Source organism: Arthrobacter sp. Z4-13, assembly GCF_054792705.1.
This window is the reverse complement of sequence record NZ_CP096459.1, coordinates 860,224-879,271: the sequence shown is the minus strand read 5'-3', so window position 1 is coordinate 879,271 and position 19,048 is coordinate 860,224. Positions and strand designations below refer to the sequence as shown.

Genomic DNA, 19,048 nt, shown 5'->3' with positions numbered 1-19,048 from the left:
CACCTGCCCGTGCGGTTCGCCACTTCCCGGCCGGATCCGGAATAGTGGTGCCCGGCCCAGCCGTTGTCGAAGGCATGAAGGCAATCACTTACAGCAGATACGGAAACCCGGACGTCCTCGAGTACGGCGATCAGCCAATGCCAAAAGTCGGGCCCGGTATGGTCCTGGTCAAAGTCAAGGCAGCCGCCGTGAATCCGGTGGACTGGAAAATCATGGCCGGCTACCTGGACGCGGTCATGGACCTGGAGTTTCCCGCCATCCCCGGGTGGGATCTAGCAGGGGTTGTGGAGTCCGTGGGCATCGATGCCCGGCAGTTCCAGCCCGGCGACGAGGTCATCGCCTATGGCCGCAAGGACTACGTCCACGGCGGAAGCTTTGCCGAGTACATCGCGCTGCCGGAGCGGCTCGTGGCACGGAAGCCCGCCTCGCTCGGGTGGAATGAATCGGCGGGGCTGCCGCTGGCCGGACTGACCGCCTACCAGGTTCTCAACCGGCTGGGCCTTAAGGCTGGCGAAACCGTCCTGATCCATGGTGGTTCCGGAGGCGTGGGCTCCCTTGGCATCCAGATCGCGGTGGCCCTCGGCGCGAGTGTCATTGCCACAGCCTCGGAGAAGAACCACGAATTCCTGCGCTCCCTGGGAGCGGAGCCGGTTGCCTACGGGGACGGGCTCGCGGAGCGCGTGCGGGCGCTCCGTCCGGGCGGCGTGGACGTCGTTGCAGACTTTGTGGGCGGAAATCTCGACTCAACACTGGCGGTGCTGGCCGAGGGAGGCCGGCACGCTTCGATTGCCGACAGTGACGTGGAGCAGCACGGGGGCGACTGGATGTGGGTCAATCCGGTGGGGGCCGACCTGCAGGAACTCGCCGATCTGGTGGACAGCCGGAAAATCCGTGTGGAAGTCGCCGAGGTCTTCCCGCTGGAAAAGGCTGCGGATGCCTTCCGATCAAACATGGAGGGGCATACCCGCGGCAAGATTGTGGTTGCCGTGGACCAGGTTTCCTGAGTCCAGCAACAGGCTGGCGCCGGGCCGGCTCCCGTAGCCAAGTGGTCCCCGAAAGTCGGACCCGCGGTTGAGTTTCCAGATTAGCTGTTGGCCGTCAGCTCCCTGCGAAGGCTCCGTTCCTTGCGACGGAGCCTTCGTCGTGTAGAGGCACTGGCCAAGCTTGAGGTATGCGCGTAATTGGTCAAGGGGCGGGTAACGGCCAGATCACCCCGCCATGTCCACCGGCACCATGAATCCCTGGTGACCCTTGTCACGGAGATTCGTTCGCGGATATGCTTGTGCAACATACACAGCAATGTTGCAATATACGCAACAAGACAAGAAAGAGGACGAAGATGTCCCCAGTTTTGACCCGCGGACGCACCGCGCTTGCCGGTACTGCCGTCCTTGCCATCCTGTTGGGCGCCACCGGATGCGCGGACCGCACCGGATCGGCAGCGGCGGGAGGTGACTTCCCTTCCAAGACGATCACCTTCATGACACCCACCTCAGCCGGCGGCGCAACCGACCTTACGGCCCGCACCCTGGCCACCGAGATGGAGAAGGACCTGGGCGTTTCCATCGTGGTGGAAAACCGCCCCGGGGGTTCCGGGAGCGTCGGGATGGAGCACCTCGCCGGGCTGCCGGCGGACGGGTACACCATCGCCGTCCTCCCCGTGGAAGTCAGCCTGCTGGGTCACCAGGGCTACGACATCAAGCCATCCGACTACAAGTTCCTGGGACAGGCAAACTCCCAGCCGGGAACCATCGCCGTCCCTGCCAACAGCCCGTTCCGCACCCTTGAAGACCTCATCCGCGCGGCCAAGGACAAACCGGGCAGCGTGGCCGTCTCCAACGCCGGCCCAGGCTCCATCTGGGAACTGGGGGCTACCGAGCTGGGCAGCGTCGCTGATGTGAAGTTCAAGAACGTCCCGTTCGACGGCGGGGCTCCCGCCGTCACAGCAGCCACCGGCGGCCAGGTGGACGCCGTCGTTGCCGGCATCGGTGAAACCGCTCCCGCTCACAAGGACGGCCGCCTGCGGGTCCTGGCAGTGTTCACGGAAGAACGCGCCCCTGTCCTTCCTGATGTGCCCACTGCAGGCGAGCAGGGACACGACGTCGTCATCGGCAGCTGGGCAGCAGTAGCTGCACCTACCGGCCTTGCCGCCGACACGACGAAGAAGCTGGAAGAGTCCCTGGAGAAGGCCGTCCGGTCCGAGGCGTACACGTCTTTCATCGAAAAGGGCGGAAATCTGCCGCTTTACCGCTCGGCGGACGAGACAGCAAAGCTCGTTGACGCCGAAAGCAACCGCTTCGCCAAGTTGCTCGGGGGCGGGTCATGAAGGGCGTGCCCATCGTGGGAACGCCTGTCGGGTTACCCGGGGAATCCACTGCCGTTACCGACGGTCCACTTGATTCTGCGGGGGGACCGCGAAAAATCAATGTGCGGGGCCTCCTTGTAGCCTCTGCCGTCGCCGTCGTGGGAGGCGCCCTGGTGCTCCCCACCCACGGCTTGGAGTTTTATGCCACGGACGGGTCCATAGGGCCCGGCTGGTGGCCGATCGTGCTGGGAAGCACACTGGTGGCAGGTGCCGTGGCCATCGCTTTGGTGGCGTTCAGGAAACCCGATCCGCTGCCCGAGGAACGGGTAAGCACGCACGGGCTCGCGCGGCTAGGGGCGGTGCTGCTGGCCACGATTCTTTACGGCGCTGCCTGGCACTACCTCCACTTCCTTCCAGTCACCGTTGTGTTCCTCAGCGCCTTGATGTTTATCACTGGCGGTCGAGGGGTTAAGGCCCTCGCGGTCTTTCCCGTGCTAACCGCAGTGGTGCTTTATGGACTGTTCAAAATGCTGCTGCAGGTGCCGCTATGAACGATTTCATTGCCGGCGTCGCGGCTCTTCTGGATCCAACTATCGGATTGTGCCTGCTGGCCGGCGTGCTTTTGGGCACCCTGGTCGGCGCGGTACCGGGAATCACGGCAACGATGGCAGTCGCTCTGGCAGCAGGCTTCACCCTGACCCTGGAACCGCTTCAGGGCCTTGCCGTCCTGCTGTCCATTTATGTTGCAGCCCAGTTTGGCGACCGGGTTCCTGCCATCCTCGTGAACACTCCGGGTACCCCAGCCTCCATCGCCTCCACCTTCGACGGGTATCCCCTGGCTAAACAGGGCAAAGCAGGTGTCGCGCTCACCAGCTCGGCCTTGGTCTCTGCCGTGGGCTCCCTGGCCGGAATCCTTATCCTGGTGCTTGCAGCCCAGCCCCTCGCTTCGGTTGCTCTCCGGTTCGGCCCTCCGGAACTCTTTGCCCTCGTTGTCTTCGGACTCACCATGATGGTTGGTGTCTCCGGCGGGAATGTGCTGCGTGGTCTCGTTGCCGGCGCAGCAGGCCTCCTCCTGGGCACAATAGGACGGGACCCCATCACCGGGGACCAGCGCTTCACCTTCGGCTTTTCGGAACTGAGTTCCGGAGTTCCGTTCATCGCGGCGATCATCGGGCTGTTCGGTATCGCGGAACTTTTCAACCAGCTGGCCGAGACGCGGACCAAAACCATGCCCGCCCCCATCACCCAGCTCGGGGCGTGGTGGCCCAACAAGGCCCAGCGGCGGGAGCTGATCAAGCCTTCCGCGATCGGAACCGGAGTAGGCGCCGTCGTCGGCGTCGTCCCGGCGGCCGGCGGAGACATCGCCGGCGTCATCGCCTGGGCCCAGGCCAAACGCGCCTCCAAGCGGCCCGAAAAGTTCGGGAAAGGCTCGCTCGAAGGCCTGGCCGCAGCCGACAGCGCCAGCACCGCGACCATGGGCGGATCAGTCACCACGACACTCGCCCTCGGCGTGCCCGGCGACTCGGTAATGGCCGTCATGATCGGATCCATGATCATCTGGGGCCTGCAGCCCGGCCCGGCGCTGTTCGTAGAGTCACCCGACCTCGTCTACAGCCTGGCCACCATCATGGTGGTGGCCACGTTCCTCGCACTGGCGCTTGCCCTTGTCCGCATGCAGGGCGTGGTGAAGCTGCTGGCTTTGCCCCAGCAGTACCTGACCACCATCATCATCGCCTTCTGCATCGTGGGCACCTACGCGGTACAGAGCAGCGTTTTTGACGTGGTTCTCATGCTGGTGTTCGGCCTCATTGGCCTGCTCATGCGCCGGTTCGGTTTCCCTGCAGGACCCATGGTGCTGGGGCTCATCCTCGGCCCCCTGGCCGAGAGCAACCTGCGCCGTGCACTCGTCATCGACGGGTTCGGCTCAATCTTTACCAGTCCCATCGCCGTCGGGCTCATTCTCCTCAGCCTTGGCGCGGTGCTGCTGCCCTGGCTCCGCTCCACGCTCAAATCTAGGAAGCTCCGTGCTAAAGCTGATGTCCTCCGGTAACGCCCCCGCCGTCCTGTGCCTCGGTGAGACGATGGCCCTCGTCGCACCGGCCGGCGCCGAACCCCTTGAAACCGCTGACAGTTTTGTGCTGTCTGCCGGCGGCGCAGAATCCACCGTCGCCCTCTACCTGGCTGGGGAAGGCCACCGCACTGCTTGGTTGAGCCGGGTCGGCGATGATCCCCTGGGCCGGCGCCTGCTGCGGCAACTCACAGCGCACGGCGTCGACACCACCCTCGTCGATACTGACCCTGCCGCCCCGACCGGCGTTTACTTCAAGGACCCCGGCGCCTCCGGCACCACCGTGTACTACTACCGTTCAGGCTCGGCGGCCTCGGGTATGGATCCTGCCATCCTGCAAAGGATCGACTGGCCGGCGCTGCCGCTGCTGCACGTGTCAGGCATTACCGCCGGGTTGTCCGCCAGCTGCCGGGACCTGCTTGATGCAGCCTTCACAACCGCTGAAGCCCACGGCACGCTCGTTTCCTTCGATGTCAACTACAGGCCCGGCCTGTGGAGTACGGAGGAGGCCGGGCCGGTGCTGGCCGAGTGCGCCCGGCGCGCCGACATCGTGTTTGTGGGCAGGGATGAGGCCGAAACGCTGTGGGGCACCGGGGACCCCGATGCCCTGTACAGGGATTTTGGCCCGCAACACCTGGTGATCAAAGACGGCGCGATAGGTGCTACAGACGTATCGGCGGCAGGCTCAGAATTTGCACCCGCCCGCACCGTGGATGTGGTGGAGGTGGTGGGAGCCGGCGATGCTTTCGCCGCTGGATATCTTTCGGGCCTACTTTCGGGCTACCGGCCCAGCGACCGGTTGCTGCTCGGCCACACCCTTGCGGCGCGGGCCCTATCGAGTGTCCACGACTTCGATCTGGTGTAGTAGGGCTATGTCACAAAGCATTCAACGCGCCATCGAGATCCTCGAATACGTCAGCGTCCAGCCTCGCACACCGAGCGACGTCGGCGCGCACTTCGGCATCCACCGGTCCACCGCACTGCGCACCCTGCAGACTCTCACTGAAAGTGGGCTGACCCGACGGCGGGAAGACGGCCGCTACGGGGTGGGCTACCGGCTCGCCGGGCTCGCCAACCTCGCACTCGAGCAGTTTGACCTGGCAAACATTGCGCATGCTCATTTGCAGGCCCTCGGCGCCAGCTGCGGGCACACGGTGCACCTGGCAGCGGTTCAGGGACAGTCCATCGTGTACGCGGACAAAATTGAACAGGCGGGCATGGTGCGGTTGTACTCGCAGATCGGGCATCCGGTCACAGTCCACACCTCCGGTGTCAGCAAAGCGATCCTTGCCTACAGGGACCCCGCTTTCGTAGAGCACGTTCTCAGCAGCACCGACTTCGCCACCTACACCCCCACGACGATCAGCTCGCGCGAAGAATTCCTCAAGCAGTTGGCCGACGTCCGGAAGCAGGGCTACGCGGTGGACGACGGCGAATACGAGGATTTCGTGAACTGCGTCGCCATGCCGCTAAGGGACGCCACCGGCCAAGTCACCGGAGCGGTGTCCATCACGGCACTCAAAGCGCGGGCAACCATGCCCGACCTTGTGCAGCTCTTGCCTGCACTTGAAGCAACCACAACTACGATTTCCGAGGAGTTGGGATGGCGTCAGTAGACGACTTCTTTGACCAAACATTTAACGGCCCGTCCGTCATGGCCATCCTGCGCGGCTACACGCCAGAGCGGACAGTGGAACTGGCCAACCGGGCATGGGAGCTTGGTATTAACTGTGTTGAAGTGCCGATCCAGTCCCCCTCGGCGGTTGAGGCCCTGGCTGCAACCGTCAGCGCGGGACGCCCAAACGGCCGGGTTGTGGGGGCGGGAACCGTAACCACCTTGGAACGCCTGGAACAGGCGGTTGCAGCGGGGGCTGGATTCACCGTCGCACCGGGCCTGGATCTGAGCGTCGCACAAGCCAGTATCTGCGCCGGCCTGGCCCATCTGCCCGGGGTCGCCACCGCCTCGGAAGTTCAACTCGCCAGCAACCACGGGATGAACTGGGTCAAGGCCTTCCCAGCGGTCAGCCTGGGCCTCACCTGGTTCCAGGGCATGCGGGGGCCCTTTCCCGGCGCCCGCATTGTCGCCACCGGCGGGATCAACGGGCACAACGCCCCTCAATATCTGGCAGCGGGTGCCGACGTCGTGGCCGTTGGTTCAGCACTCGAGGACCCGGCCCAGTTCGAGCTGCTTGCCAAGCTCATGCCGCTGGCCTCCACGCACGCACCCTAAGCAGTTACGTATTTATCCGTTACAACCAGTACTAAGGACATATTCGTGCAGAACAAAACAGGGCAATACGTCCCGCACCCCGGCCGCTACGACACCATGGCTTACCGCAAAGTGGGAAACAGTGGCCTTAAGCTGCCCGCCATCTCCTTGGGCATGTGGCACAACTTTGGCGACGACACTCCCCTTGATCGGCAACGGGCCATTATGCGGCGTGCGTTCGATCTGGGCATTACCCACTTCGACCTTGCAGACGGTTACGGTCCTCCCGCAGGTGCTGCAGAGCGAAACGTAGGCCGGATCCTGTCCGAGGACTTCAGCGGTCTTCGCGACCAAATTGTGGTGTCAACGAAGGCCGGCTACGCATTCACCCCCGGCCCCTACGGCGGAGGCAGCTCCCGCAAACACCTGCTCTCCGCGCTCGACCGGTCTCTTGATAACCTCGGGCTGGACTACGTGGATATCTTCTACAGCCACCGTTTCGACCCGGAGACGCCGGTAGAGGAGACCGCCTCGGCCCTGGACGCCGCTGTCCGCCAGGGCAAGGCGCTCTATGCCGGCGTCTCCTCCTATTCCCCGGCGCGCACGCTCGAGATTGCCGCCGCCTTGAAGGACTTGGGTACGCCCCTGCTCATCCACCAGCCTTCCTACTCGCTCCTGAATAGGTGGGTCGAAGAGGGGAACCCTAGCCTCCTCGATGTTCTGGCGGACCAAGGCGTCGGGTGCATCGCCTTCTCAGTGCTGGCCCAGGGTCTGCTCACGGGGAAATATCTCGACGGTGTGCCTGAAGGCTCCCGAGCTACCCAGGGCAAAACCCTGAAGGACGGCATGCTGTCCCAGGAAAACCTCGACTACTCCCGCGAGTTGGCTGCGATCGCCGAGGAACGGGGGCAGTCGCTGGCGCACATGGCCGTGGCGTGGGTCCTGAAGGACGCCCGCATCTCCTCTGTGCTGGTGGGCGCAAGCCGTCCCGAGCAACTGGACGATACGGTCAAGGCCCTGCAGAGCCCGCCGTTCACGGAAGAAGAACTTGCAAGGATCGAAGAATTCGCCCGCGACGGCGGGATCAACCTGTGGACCGTCTCGAGTGAGGCGTAGATGACGGACAACGCCTTCCTTCAGGAAATCGAAGCTGACGAGCAAGAGCTGCAGTTTACTGTTTTTGACCGTCAGGAAGCCTGGCGCCTGGGCTGTGCGTTGCGGGCCGCAGCACTGGAGAGGGGCTTGCCCCTGGTCATCGGTATCACGATAGGCGGGCAAAGGGTGTTCCACACTGCATTACCAGGGGCTACCCCTGACAACGACCTGTGGCTCGAACGCAAGGCAGCCGTCGTGACGCACTTTGAACGCAGTTCCATGGGCGTCGGCGAACACTTCCGATCGCTTGGCCGCGTGTTCGAAGAAGACTCGCGGTTGCCGATGCGACGGTATGCGGCTAACGGCGGTGTGTTTCCTGTCAGGCTGAGGGACTCGGGGCTGGTGGTTGGCACCGTGGGCGTCTCCGGACTGCCGCAAAAGGACGATCACGCCTTTCTGGTGCAGCAACTCAGGGCGTTCCTCCATCCGGGATCTGCCCCGACCAGTGCAGGTTATGCGCATTCCGGTGCCTCAGCAGGCCCGAACACTCACTAGCTCCCGAGCAAGTGGTGACTTTTGAATATCCGGAAGCCCCGGCACGTAGTCGTGCCGGGGCTTCCGTGCCGCCGCGTGAGCGGGCGGCTTAGGTCTAACTTTTACTCGGTGACGTGGAAGGTCAGAGTTTCCGTAAAGGCCCGGCCATACACGTCAGTGGCAGTGACGGTGGCGGTGTGCTCACCGGACGCCAGGTCGGCGGGCAGCTGCAGCCGCCACAGGTGCATCATGCGGTCGGCCAGGCTTCCGCCGTTGACCAGCTGCTCCTGGACGGCAACGGGATCGGAGTATTCGGCACCCACCAGCTGGCCTTCGCCCTGCATCTGCTGGGTGCGGACAGCCTCAACCGTCTGCCCGCCGTCGAGCTGTACCTTCACCGTGGAGCCGGTGCTGCCCATCCAGAAGTTGGTGGTGAGCCAAGTGGTGTTGGCCAGGTCATCCCTGGAGACCGTCAGCTGGTCGGTGAAGGCGGGGGCGTTGCCCTTGTTCGCGAGGTTCTGGGCGTACCAGTCACGGTAGCGCGGGGTGTTCAGGCCCAGGGACATCTGCAGTGACTCGGCCTCGCCGCGGACGGTGAAGCGCTCCTTGAACTCGGTGTTCTTGATGTCCAGGGTCAGCACACCCGGCAGGCCGCCGTCGCGCTGGTATGCGAGCGGGTAGCCTTCGGCGGTCTGGCGTCCGGAGTACCAGTCGCCGGAGATGGCGCCGGCGGTGATGTGGGTGAACGGGAGGGCGTCGATGCCGAACAGCTCAGACCAGCCTGCCAGGGAGTCGCCTTCGCGGAGGTTCTCGATGCTGTGGGTGTGTCCGCCGAACGCAACAACCTCGCGGCCTTCGAGGATCTTGTAGACCTCCTTGACCTGCTCCACCTGGTGCTTGCCGCTGCCCTGGTCTGCGTAGTCGAGCAGCGGGATGTGCGCGGCCAGGACGATCAGCTGGTTCTCCGGGACCTGTGCGATGTCATTGCGCAGCCATTCGAGCTGCTGCTCGTCCAGGGAACCGGTGTAATCACCCTTGGCGGCCGGCAGCTTGGTGGGGAACTCCACGGTGTTCAGCGCGACGACGTGCGCCTTGCCGGCGTCGTAGGAGTAGTACTCCGGACCGAGCTTGGCCCTGAACGTGTCGAACGTGTGCTCACTGCTGGTGGCATCGAAGTCAAGGTCGTGGTTGCCGGGAAGGAAGCGGGCCGGGCCGTTCAGCATGCCGGACAGTTCCCGGGTCTGCGGGTACAGCGAGAGGTCATCGCCCACCACGTCGCCGATGAACAGGGCGCCGCAGCCTGCGTAGTCCGTCCGGGCGGCAAGATCGGCGAAGGCGCCGGTGCGGGCGTATTCCACCTCGTCCTGGTCGTACGTCTGGACATCTCCGCCGATCACGCAGTGCTGTTCAGGCGACTGGGTCAGGCCGCTCTTGGCCAGCGGGAAGTTCACCTGGTCCGGGAGCGGGCCGGTGGGCTCGATGCCCCCGAACTTCAGCTCCGGGGAACCGGCTGGCAGGTGGTGGTAGAAGAACTGGGCCACGTTGTCCTGATCCACCGGAACCTGGTAGCCGCGGGGCTGGGTCACTGAGACCGTCATGTTGTCGAACGCCGGCAGCTCGTAGCGGCCCTGGCTGTCCGTCTTTGTCACGTCACGTCCGTTGGATACGGTCACCCCGGCCAGACCGCGCTCGTTTCCGTCCTGTACGGAGTCCTGGTCCTCGTCCACAAAGGCGACGCCGTCGATCACCTGCTGGTTCTCGTCAGGCCCTTCCACCACGTTGACGCTGCCGCGGTAGGCTGAGGCGGCCCACTCAGTCGGCTCGGCGGCATTGCCGGCAGCAGGGCTCAGAAGGGACGCGGCGGCAATGACGGCCAGGGTGCTGGCGGTCAGGGCCAAAGGCCGGGCGGGATGGAATGCGGACGGTCTGGCAATCAGGTACACGAAGGTCCTCCGGGTCGAGTGAATGCTGCCGGCCGTTCCAGCCGGCGCATCCACCCTCACAGGACCAGGTAAACGGTTACCCACGGATAGGCCACGGGAAGGGGACGGGCACGTAACCACTCGTCCGGCTCAGTGACTCACCCGAGACAGCAAGCCATTGCTGGGCGGGCCCTTTCCACACCGCTGGTCCGTAAGCTACCTCGGTCCGGACTAGCTAGTCGTTGGGTTCACCGGCCCGCGCCTCACCATCGTCTGCACCTGGCTTGTCGTGAACCTTTTTCGGGATCTTTCCCTCGACGTCAGTAGGCACGGGAGGGTCCTTCTCATCATCAGTAGGCACGGGAGGGTCCTTCTCATCATCAGTAGACACAGGCCAAGCCTAAGCTGCCCGTAAATCAGTTGTGCCGGTAGCCACAGAACCACGGCCACCGGCACAACTGAAACGACTAGGACTGGGTAGAAGCCTCAACAGGTGCAGGCGCTACGTTAGTTGCAGCAGGAACAGGCAACGCGTCGATCTTCTTGAGGGCACGGTAGGCTCCCATACACATCTGAATAAGACCGATCAAAGCTATCACTGAACCCAAGAGAGTCAGCACAACATAACCACCATTGCTACCCGAGGAATAGATACTCCGCGTGAGGCTGTAAGTGATGGAACCAGAAATGCCAAGGGCATTCATGAACCCACCAATGACGAAAAGGACGAGGCCCGTCACGAAGATGAAAGCCGAATCTTTGTACTGCACTAAATACCCCTATTTCTAAAATGAACCAGGGAAAGAGTACAGCCCCGCTACGACAAGCACGCTTTGCGGTGCCTGTTGGGGTTACTGCTCCTCTTCCCCGGCGGCAGCAGCCTTGATGGCGTCCTTCTCGGCGCGCAGGGCCTCCGCGTCGTGCTGTTCCTCGGCTTTTTCCTGGTGGATGACCTCTGCGAAGAGCTTCTCCATCTCCTTGGCCACGCCGGCAGCTGACGCCGGGTTCTGGCCGGTCACCAGCCGGTCGTCAACTACGACCCTCTCCTCAAAGACATCAGCGGAGATGTGGGTGGCGCCCTGTTCCTCAAGTCGGTCTGCCAGGAAGAACGGGATGACCTTGTCCTTCCCTGCGGATACCTCCTCGTCGTTGGTGAAGGCAGCCACCCTTCGGCCCTCGACGAGGCGAAGCCCGTTCTCCAGTTCCACGTTCAGCAGGCCGGCCGGTCCGTGACAGACCGCGCCCACCAATCCGCCGCTGTTGTAGACGCTGGCCACCAGATTCTGCAGGCCTTCGCTGTCCGGGAAATCCCACATGGTGCCGTGGCCGCCCACAAGGAAGACGGCGTCGTACCGGGCGGGATCAACCACGTCCACGCGGGCAGTGTTGTAGTGACCGGCACGCGTGGTCTCATCTTCCGTGAAGGCGACCTGGATGGGATCTTTCGAGTCCACCTGTAAGCGAAGTGGGCAGCCCAGGCCACCGGGACCGTCGTGAGGTTGGCCCCGTCGGTGGGTGGCTCTGCAGAAACGGCCTAGCCTTGGAACATCAGATACAAGGCCCGGCCGTCCTGGCTTTTGGACCCGGTCAACAATTCGAAACCACTCAGGAAAGGCATGCACCCATGCGGATACTCGTCGTCGGAGCCGGAGCCACAGGCGGGGCGTTCGGTACCCTCCTGCAGGAAGCGGGACGGAACATCACGTACCTGGTGCGGCCGCGCAAGCAGGAGGTCCTCCGCCGCGACGGGCTGCGCTTCATCTCCCCCACCGCTGACCGGACGAACCCGGTGAAAACCATCACCGCGCCGGACGGGTCAGCGGCCTTCGATCTGATCCTCGTCACCGTCAAAGCCACCGCGTTCGAGGGCGTGCTCGGCGAGATCGGGGCTTTCGTCGGGCAGGGAACCACCATCGTTCCCATCCTCAACGGCATGGCCCATGTGGACCGGCTTGAGCAGCAGTACCCGGGACAGGTGCTCGGCGGGTTGGCGCGGATCGTCGCCACGCTCGACGGCGACGTGGTCCGCCAGCAGGTGCCCCTCACCTCCCTCATGGTGGGCGGGCTGAACGGAAACCCTGTCCCTCCGGAGGTTTCTGAAGCTCTGAACGTGCCCGGCGTCGACTTCTCGGTAGTGGACGACGTAGTAGGGGCACTGTGGGATAAATGGGCCTTCATCGCGGCCGCGGGAATCGTCAACTGCCTGTTCCGGGCAACGGTGGGACGGATCCTCGACGCAGGCGGGCAATCCAGGATCCTGGAGGCCATCTGCGAAACCGAAGCAGTGGCGGCAGCGGCGGGACATCCCGTTTCCGACGCCGCTCACGCACAGGCGGTCGGGATACTCACGGAGCCGGGGTCGGCCTTCACGTCCTCCCTGTACCGGGACCTCACCGCAGGGCTGCCCTCCGAAGCGGAGCACATCCTCGGCGACCTCGCGCGCCGGGCACGGGAGCTGGACGTTCCCACCCCACTGCTGGACCTCACCCTCATCCAGGTCAGGGCCGGCCTCCCCCGCTGAGTGCGGGGAGCGGGACCAAAGCCAAGCGCTGCCGTCGTACCTTCCAAAGGGTACGACGGCGGCGCTTGGCTTTCCGCTCTTTGCCTCCTGCCGCCTCATGCGGCGGGTGCACTGCGGACTAGATCCGCGCGGATTCCTTCTCGCGGTCGGACTTCTTGTAGGACTCCCAGAAGGTGGCGCCCGTGATTCCAAGGGGCTGCGGGTCGAAGACCGGGTCGAGGCCGAGCTTCTGCTGCCGCTCAAAGTCCTTCAGCGCCTTGAACGCGGGCTTCTGGAGGACCAGGATGCCCAAGATGTTCAGCCAGGCCATAAGGCCGACGCCGATATCGCCCATCACCCACGCATCGGCGGCCGTGTTCACGCATCCGTATGCAGCGGCGACGAGAATGGCCACCTGCAGGGCGATGGTGGTGGCGCGGCCAAGGCTGGTCCGGAGGCCGGGAATCATGGTGGCCGACGAGTTGCCCAGGAGGAAGCGCAGGTTGGTCTCGGCCATGTAGTAGTACGCGATGACCGTGGTCAGGCAGAAGAAGATCAGCGTGACAGCGATGAACGCGGCGCCGACGCCGGGGAAGACGGAGTCGAATCCGGCCTGCACATACTGCGGCCCGACGACGGCCGTGGCCGACAGCAGGCCGCCTTCGGCGAGGATGTCGCCGTCTTCGCTGCCGCCGGAGAAGACGCGGTAGGCGCCGGTGGAGAGGATCAGGAAGCCGGTGGCCGAGCACACGAACAGCGTGTCGATGTACACCGCGAAGGCCTGGACGAGGCCCTGCTTGGCCGGGTGCGAGACCTCGGCGGCAGCCGCGGCGTGCGGGCCCGTTCCCTGGCCGGCCTCGTTGGAGTAGACACCGCGCTTGACGCCCCACATCACGGCCAGGCCGATGATCGCGCCGAGGGCCGAATCCATGCCGAAGGCGCTGCGGAACACCAGCGAGAGGATCTCCGGCAGCTGGGCGGCGTTGATGACAACGACGATCAGGGCGAGGATGATGTAGCCGGCGGCCATGAACGGCACGACGAACGCCGCAACGCTGGCGATGCGCTTCACGCCGCCCATCACGACGAGGGCCAGGAGGATGACCGAGCCGACGGCAACAACCCACGGCTCGAGGGTCCACGCGCCGCTGATGGCGGTGGCCATGGAATTTGTTTGGACACCCGGCATAAGAACGCCGCAGGCAAGGACGGTCACGGCCGCGAAGACGTAGCCGTAGACCTTGAAGAAGCCGGCGCCTTTGGTGTGGGCGAAGGCACGGGAGAAGTAGTAGGCCGGACCGCCGCGGTACTCGCCGGTCAGCGGATCGCGGGTTTTGTAGATCTGGCCGAGGGTTGACTCGACGAACGACGTGGACGCGCCCAGGAAGGCAACCGCCCACATCCAGAACAGGGCGCCCGGTCCGCCGAAGGCGATCGCGGTGGCGACGCCGGCGACGTTGCCGGTGCCGACGCGGCCGGACAGGGACATGGCCAGGGCCTGGAACGAGGAGACGCCGGAGGCGGACTTCTCGCCGTGAACCAGCTGCTGGAACATCCCCTTGACGTGCCGGACCTGCAGGAAGCGTGTCCGGATGGAGAAGTAGACTCCGGTGGCGAGGCAGAGATAGACGAGCCAGTCGCTCCAGATCACGTTGTTGATGGCCGATAAGACGTCGCTCATAAGTGTGGGTTCCCTCCATGAAGAGCGCGGGTAATGCGGGTGGTGCTGCGCGGCGTCGGTCAACGCATGTGGTGCACCGCACCAAAACCTGTGAAGCTTCTCACACGGCATCGCTGTCCGTCCATTTGGCCATTCGCACTGCGAAGGATTGCCGGTCCCCGTTTCGATAGCGTGGATGGTCCGGGAGGACGTTTCGATCAGGTCAGCCAGTGTCTCCTGCGTGATGCCGGCTTCTTTGCGGGCGTTCAATGGGCGCTACATGCTCTGAATCTGCAAATACTGCCGATTGAGGCACCGCGCATCGGCGGGTGATCCCCACAAAAGAAAAACCGGAATGATATTGCAGATTGCTCCTGTCCCGGCCATTTCCGCGCTGGAACTCCGGCGGCGGAATTTTCAAGGAATCCGCAAGAATCGTGCAATAAATTCCTTCGGTGGATAAAAACTCTTTCGCGGGGAGTAACTGCTCTCTAAGGTGGGCACACCAGTTCGCGTAAGGGGACAATTGTGACGATCACCGACGAATCGGAGGGCAATAGCTGCAATGAAGCCAAGGCGGTGCAGCTTACAAGCCCTGGTAATCCACCTGCGGTCAGAGAACCGATATCCGCGGCACCCTAAGCGGCCCGTCGGCCCGTTCCCGCTCCGCCAAGCCAAGGACTCACGGCCTCACAAGTCCAGCCCTCCAAAACCAGCGGCCGCGAACGCGAAGTCCTGCGACTTATTTACGATCTGGCCCTCCTTGCAGCCAGGCAGTGTCCGCAATAATCCACACCCAGGGCTATCCTGGCGCACAAAACCCAGCGGGCCGCCGTCGTACTTTCACGACGTCGGCCCGCTGGCGAGGGTGCTGAACTCCCCTACTTCCCCGGGGCCCGGTAGGACGGCGTCTTCTTGGCGGCTTCGTCGAGGTCTTCCACGGTCAGGAGCGGCTTCAGGCGGACGTTGACGTTCCCCGACGAATTGATCAGCAGCGACAGTGCTGCGGCGCTTGCATCGTCCGGCGCCTCAAAAACGCCCAAGACATCGTAGTAACCAAAAGCGTAGTAGAAGCTCTCCAGCGTTCCTCCTACCGATTTCAGTGCCTCCGTCAGGGCATCGCGCCGCTTGGTGCCGCCTTCCTGCATAAGCCCCTTGATGCCCTGGCCTACGTACGTTGCTTCGAACAGATACTTCGGCATGGTCTCTTCCTTCCGTGGACACGGGGAGACTGACCCCGTTACCGCAGAAACTATTCCTCGGGCTACAGCCGGTCAATACGCCGGGATACCTCTGATGTGCACACCTGCCAAAAGCCGCGTGCCGCCGTCGGAATGTCCGGCGGCGGCACGCAAATCAGCATGGAGGGATCAGCGCGAGCCCACCAAAGCGGCGCCGTCAGCGGAAGTGCCCGCGGCGACGTCCGCGAGCCGGAGCCAAGTGTCCACCACGGTGTCCGGGTTCAGGGAGACGGACTCGATGCCCTGCTCCACCAGCCACTCGGCGAGGTCCGGGTGGTCGCTGGGGCCCTGGCCGCAGATGCCCACGTACTTGCCGCGTTCCCGGCAGGCCCTGATGGCCATGCTGATGAGCTTCTTGACGGCAGGATCGCGCTCATCGAAACCGGCGGACACGATGGCCGAGTCCCGGTCCAGACCCAAGGCCAGCTGGGTCATGTCGTTGGAGCCGATGGAGAAGCCGTCGAAGTAGTCCAGGAATTCGTCGGCGAGCAGCGCGTTGGACGGAAGCTCACACATCATGATCACTTCCAGGCCGTTCTCGCCGCGGTGCAGCCCGTTCTCGGCGAGCAGTTCGATGACGCCGCGCGCCTCGTCCAGGGTCCGCACGAACGGGATCATGAGCTTGACGTTGGTCAGGCCCATCTCGTTGCGGACGAAGGACAGGGCCTCGCACTCAAGGTCGAAGCAGTCCCGGAAGGACGGCTCCAGGTAGCGGGAGGCGCCGCGGAAGCCGAGCATGGGATTTTCCTCGTGCGGCTCGTAGGCCGGTCCGCCCAGCAGGTTGGCGTACTCGTTGGACTTGAAGTCGGACATGCGCACGATTACCGGTTCCGGCGCGAACGCGGCGGCGATGGTGGCCACGCCTTCGGCCAGGCGCTTAATGTAGTACTCGCGCGGGCTGCTGTAGGCGGCGATCCGCTCCCGGATCTTCGCCGCCACATCCTCCGGCTGGCTGTCCAGGTTAAGCAGCGCCTTGGGGTGGATGCCGATCTGGCGGTTGATGATGAACTCGAGCCGGGCCAGCCCCACGCCGTGGTTGGGCAGCTGGGCGAAGGTGAACGCCTGCTCCGGGGTGCCCACGTTCATCATCACCTTCACGGGTGCATCGGGCATCTTGGTGATCCCGGTATCCTCCACCGTGAAGTCCAGCAGGCCCTGGTAGATGACGCCGGTCTCACCGTCGGCGCACGAGACGGTGACGTCCAGCCCGTCGGACAGGATGTCAGTGGCGTGACCCGTTCCGACGACGGCGGGGATCCCCAATTCCCGCGCGATGATGGCCGCGTGGCAGGTCCGTCCGCCGCGGTTGGTCACGATCGCGGAGGCGCGCTTCATGATCGGTTCCCAGTCCGGGTCCGTCATGTCCGCCACCAGGACGTCCCCGCTCTGGAAGGCGGCCATCTGGTCGATGGCGGTGAGGATGCGGACGCTGCCGGCGCCGATGCGCTGGCCGATCGCGCGGCCCTCCGTCAGGACCGGGCCGGTTTCGTTGAGGCGGAAGCGGGTCTGGCTGCCGGGGGCGCGGCGCGACTGCACCGTTTCCGGGCGTGCCTGCAGGATGTACAGGCCGCCATCGATCCCGTCCTTGCCCCATTCGATGTCCATGGGCCGGCCGTAGTGGTTCTCGATGGCCACGGCGTGCCGGGCGAGCTGCTCCACGTCCTCGTCGCTGAGGCTGAAGCGGTTCCGCAGGGATGCCTCCACCGGGGCGAAGTCGATGGTGCGGCCGATCTCCTCGCTGTTGGTGTAGGTCATCTGCAGGGCCTTCTCCCCCAGTCCGCGCTTGAGGATGGCGGGACGGCCGGCCTGCAGCGCCGGTTTGTACACGTAGAACTCGTCCGGGTTCACGGCACCCTGGACCACTGCCTCGCCCAGGCCGTAGGAGGAGGTGACGAACACTGCGTCCTGGAAGCCTGATTCGGTGTCCATGGTGAACATGACGCCGGAGGCCCCGACGTCGGAGCGCACCATCCGCTGGATGCCCGCCGAGAGTGCCACGTCCGCGTGTTCGAACTTGTGGTGCACCCGGTAGGCGATGGCCCTGTCGTTGTAGAGCGAGGCGAACACGTCCTTGATGGCGGCCAGGATGTTCTCGATCCCCCGGACGTTCAGGAACGTTTCCTGCTGGCCGGCGAAGGAGGCGTCCGGGAGGTCTTCCGCCGTCGCGCTGGACCGGACGGCCCACGAGAGGTCATCGGAACCGCCGTGCTTCTCCACCAGCTGCCGGTAGGCATCGCGGAGCTGCTGCTCAAAATCCGGGAGGAAGGGCGTCTGGCGCACCAGGGACCGGATGTCCTGCCCGGCAGCAGCCAGGGCCGTCACGTCATCAACGTCCAGGCCCACCAGGCGGTCGGCGATCTGCTGGTCCAGCCCGGAATCGGCAAGGAAGCTGCGGTAGGCATCGGCAGTGGTGGCGAACCCGTCAGGCACCTGGACGCCGGCGGAGGTTAGGTTTTGAACCATCTCGCCCAGGGAGGCGTTCTTGCCGCCCACCCGGTCCAGGTCCTTGAGTCCGAGTTCGGAAAACCACAGGATGTCAGTTGCCATAGTTACTGCTCCTTCGCAGAAATTTGTGCCAAGGCCCTGCTCCGGCGGTGGCCGGTTGAGGGCAAAAGTCTCCTCCACATTGGCAGGCCCGCCAGAGGGCCGCCACATGTTGTGCGCCACATCACCTTTGTGGAACTTTTCCCTAATGCTTGAGGTTCATCTTCTGAAGGATGGTGGCCGCCATCTCCTCCACGGACACGCTGGCCGAATTGAGGTACGGGATCCCGTGGGATTCGTAGAGCCGCTCCGCGCTCCTCAGCTCAAAACCGCACTGGCGCAATGACGCGTAGGGTGAGCCGCGGCGCCGTTCAGTGCGGACCTGGCTGAGGCGCAGCGGGTTGGTGGTGAGGCCGAAACATTTCGACACGAACGGCTTGAGCGATTTGGGCAGCCCCTCGCGTTCGAAATCCTCCTCCACCAGCGGGAAGTTCGCCGCGAAGATCCCGTGCTGCAGCGCCAGGTACATGGTGGTGGGCGTCTTCCCGCACCGGGACGGGGCCACCAGGATGACCTGGGCCTTCTCCAGCGCACGCAGGCTCTGGCCGTCGTCGTGCTCCATCGCATACTCGACGGCGGCCATCCGGGACTGGTAGCGCGCAGCGTTTCCCAGGCCGTGCGCCCGGCCGGGCTCCCCGCTGGCGTGGCTGCCCAGCGCATGCTCCAGCTGTTCCACGTATGAGCCGATAAGGTCCACGATGATTCCCTGGCATGTGGACAGCGTCTGGCGGATGTCACTGCTGACCGCCGTGGAAAAGACGAGCGGCGCCGGGCCGGTAGCGGCGGCGCTGTCGATGATCCTGACTACCGACCGCGCCTGGTCAACGGTGGTGATGAAGGGGATGGTTATGCGGTCGAAGTTGTTTCCGGGAAACTGCGTCAGCAACGTGTTGCCCAGCGTTTCCGCCGTGATGCCGGTACTGTCCGAAAGGAAATAGACAAGCCGAAGAGCGTCAGTGGTCATGGAACG

At 64.3% G+C, this 19,048-nt stretch carries 17 protein-coding genes and 2 pseudogenes; 10 read left to right on the top strand and 9 right to left on the bottom strand.

Features of this window, described 5'->3' with window-relative positions:
- The first annotated feature begins 74 nt into the window (after positions 1-74).
- From M1E07_RS05990 to M1E07_RS05950, 9 genes are all read left to right on the top strand, one after another.
- Positions 75-1,004, top strand: coding sequence for an NADP-dependent oxidoreductase (locus M1E07_RS05990; RefSeq protein WP_461190337.1), 930 nt, complete (start codon positions 75-77; stop codon positions 1,002-1,004).
- Positions 1,005-1,339: 335 nt separating this feature from the next.
- The gene (locus tag M1E07_RS05985; protein WP_461189345.1) at positions 1,340-2,326 is read left to right on the top strand and encodes a Bug family tripartite tricarboxylate transporter substrate binding protein; all 987 of its coding nucleotides are present in this window, start codon (positions 1,340-1,342) and stop codon (positions 2,324-2,326) included.
- A 101-nt stretch (positions 2,327-2,427) separates the two neighbouring features.
- Positions 2,428-2,856 carry a tripartite tricarboxylate transporter TctB family protein gene (locus tag M1E07_RS05980; RefSeq protein WP_461189344.1) on the top strand — a complete coding sequence of 143 codons (429 nt, stop codon included), beginning with the start codon at positions 2,428-2,430 and terminating at the stop codon, positions 2,854-2,856.
- Complete coding sequence (locus M1E07_RS05975) at positions 2,853-4,355, top strand: tripartite tricarboxylate transporter permease (protein ID WP_461189343.1); 1,503 nt, start codon at positions 2,853-2,855, stop codon at positions 4,353-4,355. The genes M1E07_RS05980 and M1E07_RS05975 overlap by 4 nt, the downstream gene beginning before the upstream one ends.
- The gene (locus M1E07_RS05970; protein WP_461189342.1) at positions 4,330-5,238 is read left to right on the top strand and encodes a sugar kinase; all 909 of its coding nucleotides are present in this window, start codon (positions 4,330-4,332) and stop codon (positions 5,236-5,238) included. Before M1E07_RS05975 ends, M1E07_RS05970 begins: the two co-directional genes overlap by 26 nt.
- Positions 5,239-5,245: 7 nt before the next feature.
- Entirely contained in the window at positions 5,246-5,989 is a 744-nt protein-coding gene (locus M1E07_RS05965; RefSeq protein ID WP_461189341.1) for an IclR family transcriptional regulator, read from the top strand.
- On the top strand, positions 5,977-6,603 hold the full coding sequence (locus tag M1E07_RS05960) for a bifunctional 4-hydroxy-2-oxoglutarate aldolase/2-dehydro-3-deoxy-phosphogluconate aldolase (RefSeq protein ID WP_461189340.1): 627 nt from the start codon (positions 5,977-5,979) through the stop codon (positions 6,601-6,603). Before M1E07_RS05965 ends, M1E07_RS05960 begins: the two co-directional genes overlap by 13 nt.
- Before the next feature lie 45 nt (positions 6,604-6,648).
- The gene (gene mgrA, locus M1E07_RS05955; protein WP_461189339.1) at positions 6,649-7,698 is read left to right on the top strand and encodes an L-glyceraldehyde 3-phosphate reductase; all 1,050 of its coding nucleotides are present in this window, start codon (positions 6,649-6,651) and stop codon (positions 7,696-7,698) included.
- On the top strand, positions 7,699-8,232 hold the full coding sequence (locus tag M1E07_RS05950) for a heme-degrading domain-containing protein (RefSeq protein WP_461189338.1): 534 nt from the start codon (positions 7,699-7,701) through the stop codon (positions 8,230-8,232).
- A 101-nt stretch (positions 8,233-8,333) separates the two neighbouring features.
- Here the strand turns inward: M1E07_RS05950 and M1E07_RS05945 are convergent, their stop codons facing one another.
- The 4 genes and pseudogenes from M1E07_RS05945 to M1E07_RS05930 form a co-directional block, all read right to left on the bottom strand.
- Positions 8,334-10,154, bottom strand: a complete 1,821-nt coding sequence (locus tag M1E07_RS05945) for a calcineurin-like phosphoesterase C-terminal domain-containing protein (protein WP_461189337.1) — start codon at positions 10,152-10,154, stop codon at positions 8,334-8,336.
- A gap of 214 nt (positions 10,155-10,368) precedes the next feature.
- Positions 10,369-10,494, bottom strand: a complete 126-nt coding sequence (locus M1E07_RS05940; RefSeq protein WP_461189336.1) for a hypothetical protein — start codon at positions 10,492-10,494, stop codon at positions 10,369-10,371.
- Between the two features lie 106 nt (positions 10,495-10,600).
- Entirely contained in the window at positions 10,601-10,903 is a 303-nt protein-coding gene (locus tag M1E07_RS05935) for a hypothetical protein (protein ID WP_461189335.1), read from the bottom strand.
- Positions 10,904-10,984: 81 nt separating this feature from the next.
- Positions 10,985-11,587: pseudogene (locus M1E07_RS05930) on the bottom strand (type 1 glutamine amidotransferase domain-containing protein); the annotation flags it as partial.
- Positions 11,588-11,757: 170 nt separating this feature from the next.
- Here M1E07_RS05930 and M1E07_RS05925 point away from each other — a divergent pair.
- Entirely contained in the window at positions 11,758-12,654 is an 897-nt protein-coding gene (locus tag M1E07_RS05925; RefSeq protein ID WP_461189334.1) for a ketopantoate reductase family protein, read from the top strand.
- A gap of 118 nt (positions 12,655-12,772) precedes the next feature.
- On the opposite strand, the gene M1E07_RS05920 is transcribed toward M1E07_RS05925, so the two are convergent.
- The 5 genes and pseudogenes from M1E07_RS05920 to M1E07_RS05900 form a co-directional block, all read right to left on the bottom strand.
- A complete protein-coding gene (locus M1E07_RS05920) occupies positions 12,773-14,314 on the bottom strand; it encodes an alanine/glycine:cation symporter family protein (protein ID WP_461190336.1) in 1,542 nt (513 codons plus the stop codon).
- A gap of 150 nt (positions 14,315-14,464) precedes the next feature.
- Positions 14,465-14,563, bottom strand: a pseudogene (locus M1E07_RS05915) (helix-turn-helix transcriptional regulator); the annotation flags it as partial.
- Between the two features lie 611 nt (positions 14,564-15,174).
- On the bottom strand, positions 15,175-15,495 hold the full coding sequence (locus M1E07_RS05910; RefSeq protein WP_461189333.1) for a GYD domain-containing protein: 321 nt from the start codon (positions 15,493-15,495) through the stop codon (positions 15,175-15,177).
- Positions 15,496-15,663: 168 nt separating this feature from the next.
- Entirely contained in the window at positions 15,664-18,081 is a 2,418-nt protein-coding gene (gene ppsA / locus M1E07_RS05905; RefSeq protein ID WP_461189332.1) for a phosphoenolpyruvate synthase, read from the bottom strand.
- Positions 18,082-18,223: 142 nt separating this feature from the next.
- Entirely contained in the window at positions 18,224-19,042 is an 819-nt protein-coding gene (locus M1E07_RS05900; RefSeq protein WP_461189331.1) for a pyruvate, water dikinase regulatory protein, read from the bottom strand.
- Positions 19,043-19,048 lie beyond the last annotated feature (6 nt).

What these genes read in the sequence shown, in the direction of transcription:
- M1E07_RS05990 (WP_461190337.1), top strand. Translation starts at nt 75, where the DNA reads ATGAAGGCAATCACTTACAGCAGATACGGAAACCCGGACGTCCTCGAG.
- M1E07_RS05985 (WP_461189345.1), top strand. Translation starts at nt 1,340, where the DNA reads ATGTCCCCAGTTTTGACCCGCGGACGCACCGCGCTTGCCGGTACTGCC.
- M1E07_RS05975 (WP_461189343.1), top strand. Translation starts at nt 2,853, where the DNA reads ATGAACGATTTCATTGCCGGCGTCGCGGCTCTTCTGGATCCAACTATC.
- M1E07_RS05965 (WP_461189341.1), top strand. Translation starts at nt 5,246, where the DNA reads ATGTCACAAAGCATTCAACGCGCCATCGAGATCCTCGAATACGTCAGC.
- M1E07_RS05960 (WP_461189340.1), top strand. Translation starts at nt 5,977, where the DNA reads ATGGCGTCAGTAGACGACTTCTTTGACCAAACATTTAACGGCCCGTCC.
- M1E07_RS05950 (WP_461189338.1), top strand. Translation starts at nt 7,699, where the DNA reads ATGACGGACAACGCCTTCCTTCAGGAAATCGAAGCTGACGAGCAAGAG.
- M1E07_RS05925 (WP_461189334.1), top strand. Translation starts at nt 11,758, where the DNA reads ATGCGGATACTCGTCGTCGGAGCCGGAGCCACAGGCGGGGCGTTCGGT.
- M1E07_RS05920 (WP_461190336.1), bottom strand. Translation starts at nt 14,314, where the DNA reads ATGAGCGACGTCTTATCGGCCATCAACAACGTGATCTGGAGCGACTGG.
- M1E07_RS05910 (WP_461189333.1), bottom strand. Translation starts at nt 15,495, where the DNA reads ATGCCGAAGTATCTGTTCGAAGCAACGTACGTAGGCCAGGGCATCAAG.
- ppsA (WP_461189332.1), bottom strand. Translation starts at nt 18,081, where the DNA reads ATGGCAACTGACATCCTGTGGTTTTCCGAACTCGGACTCAAGGACCTG.
- M1E07_RS05900 (WP_461189331.1), bottom strand. Translation starts at nt 19,042, where the DNA reads ATGACCACTGACGCTCTTCGGCTTGTCTATTTCCTTTCGGACAGTACC.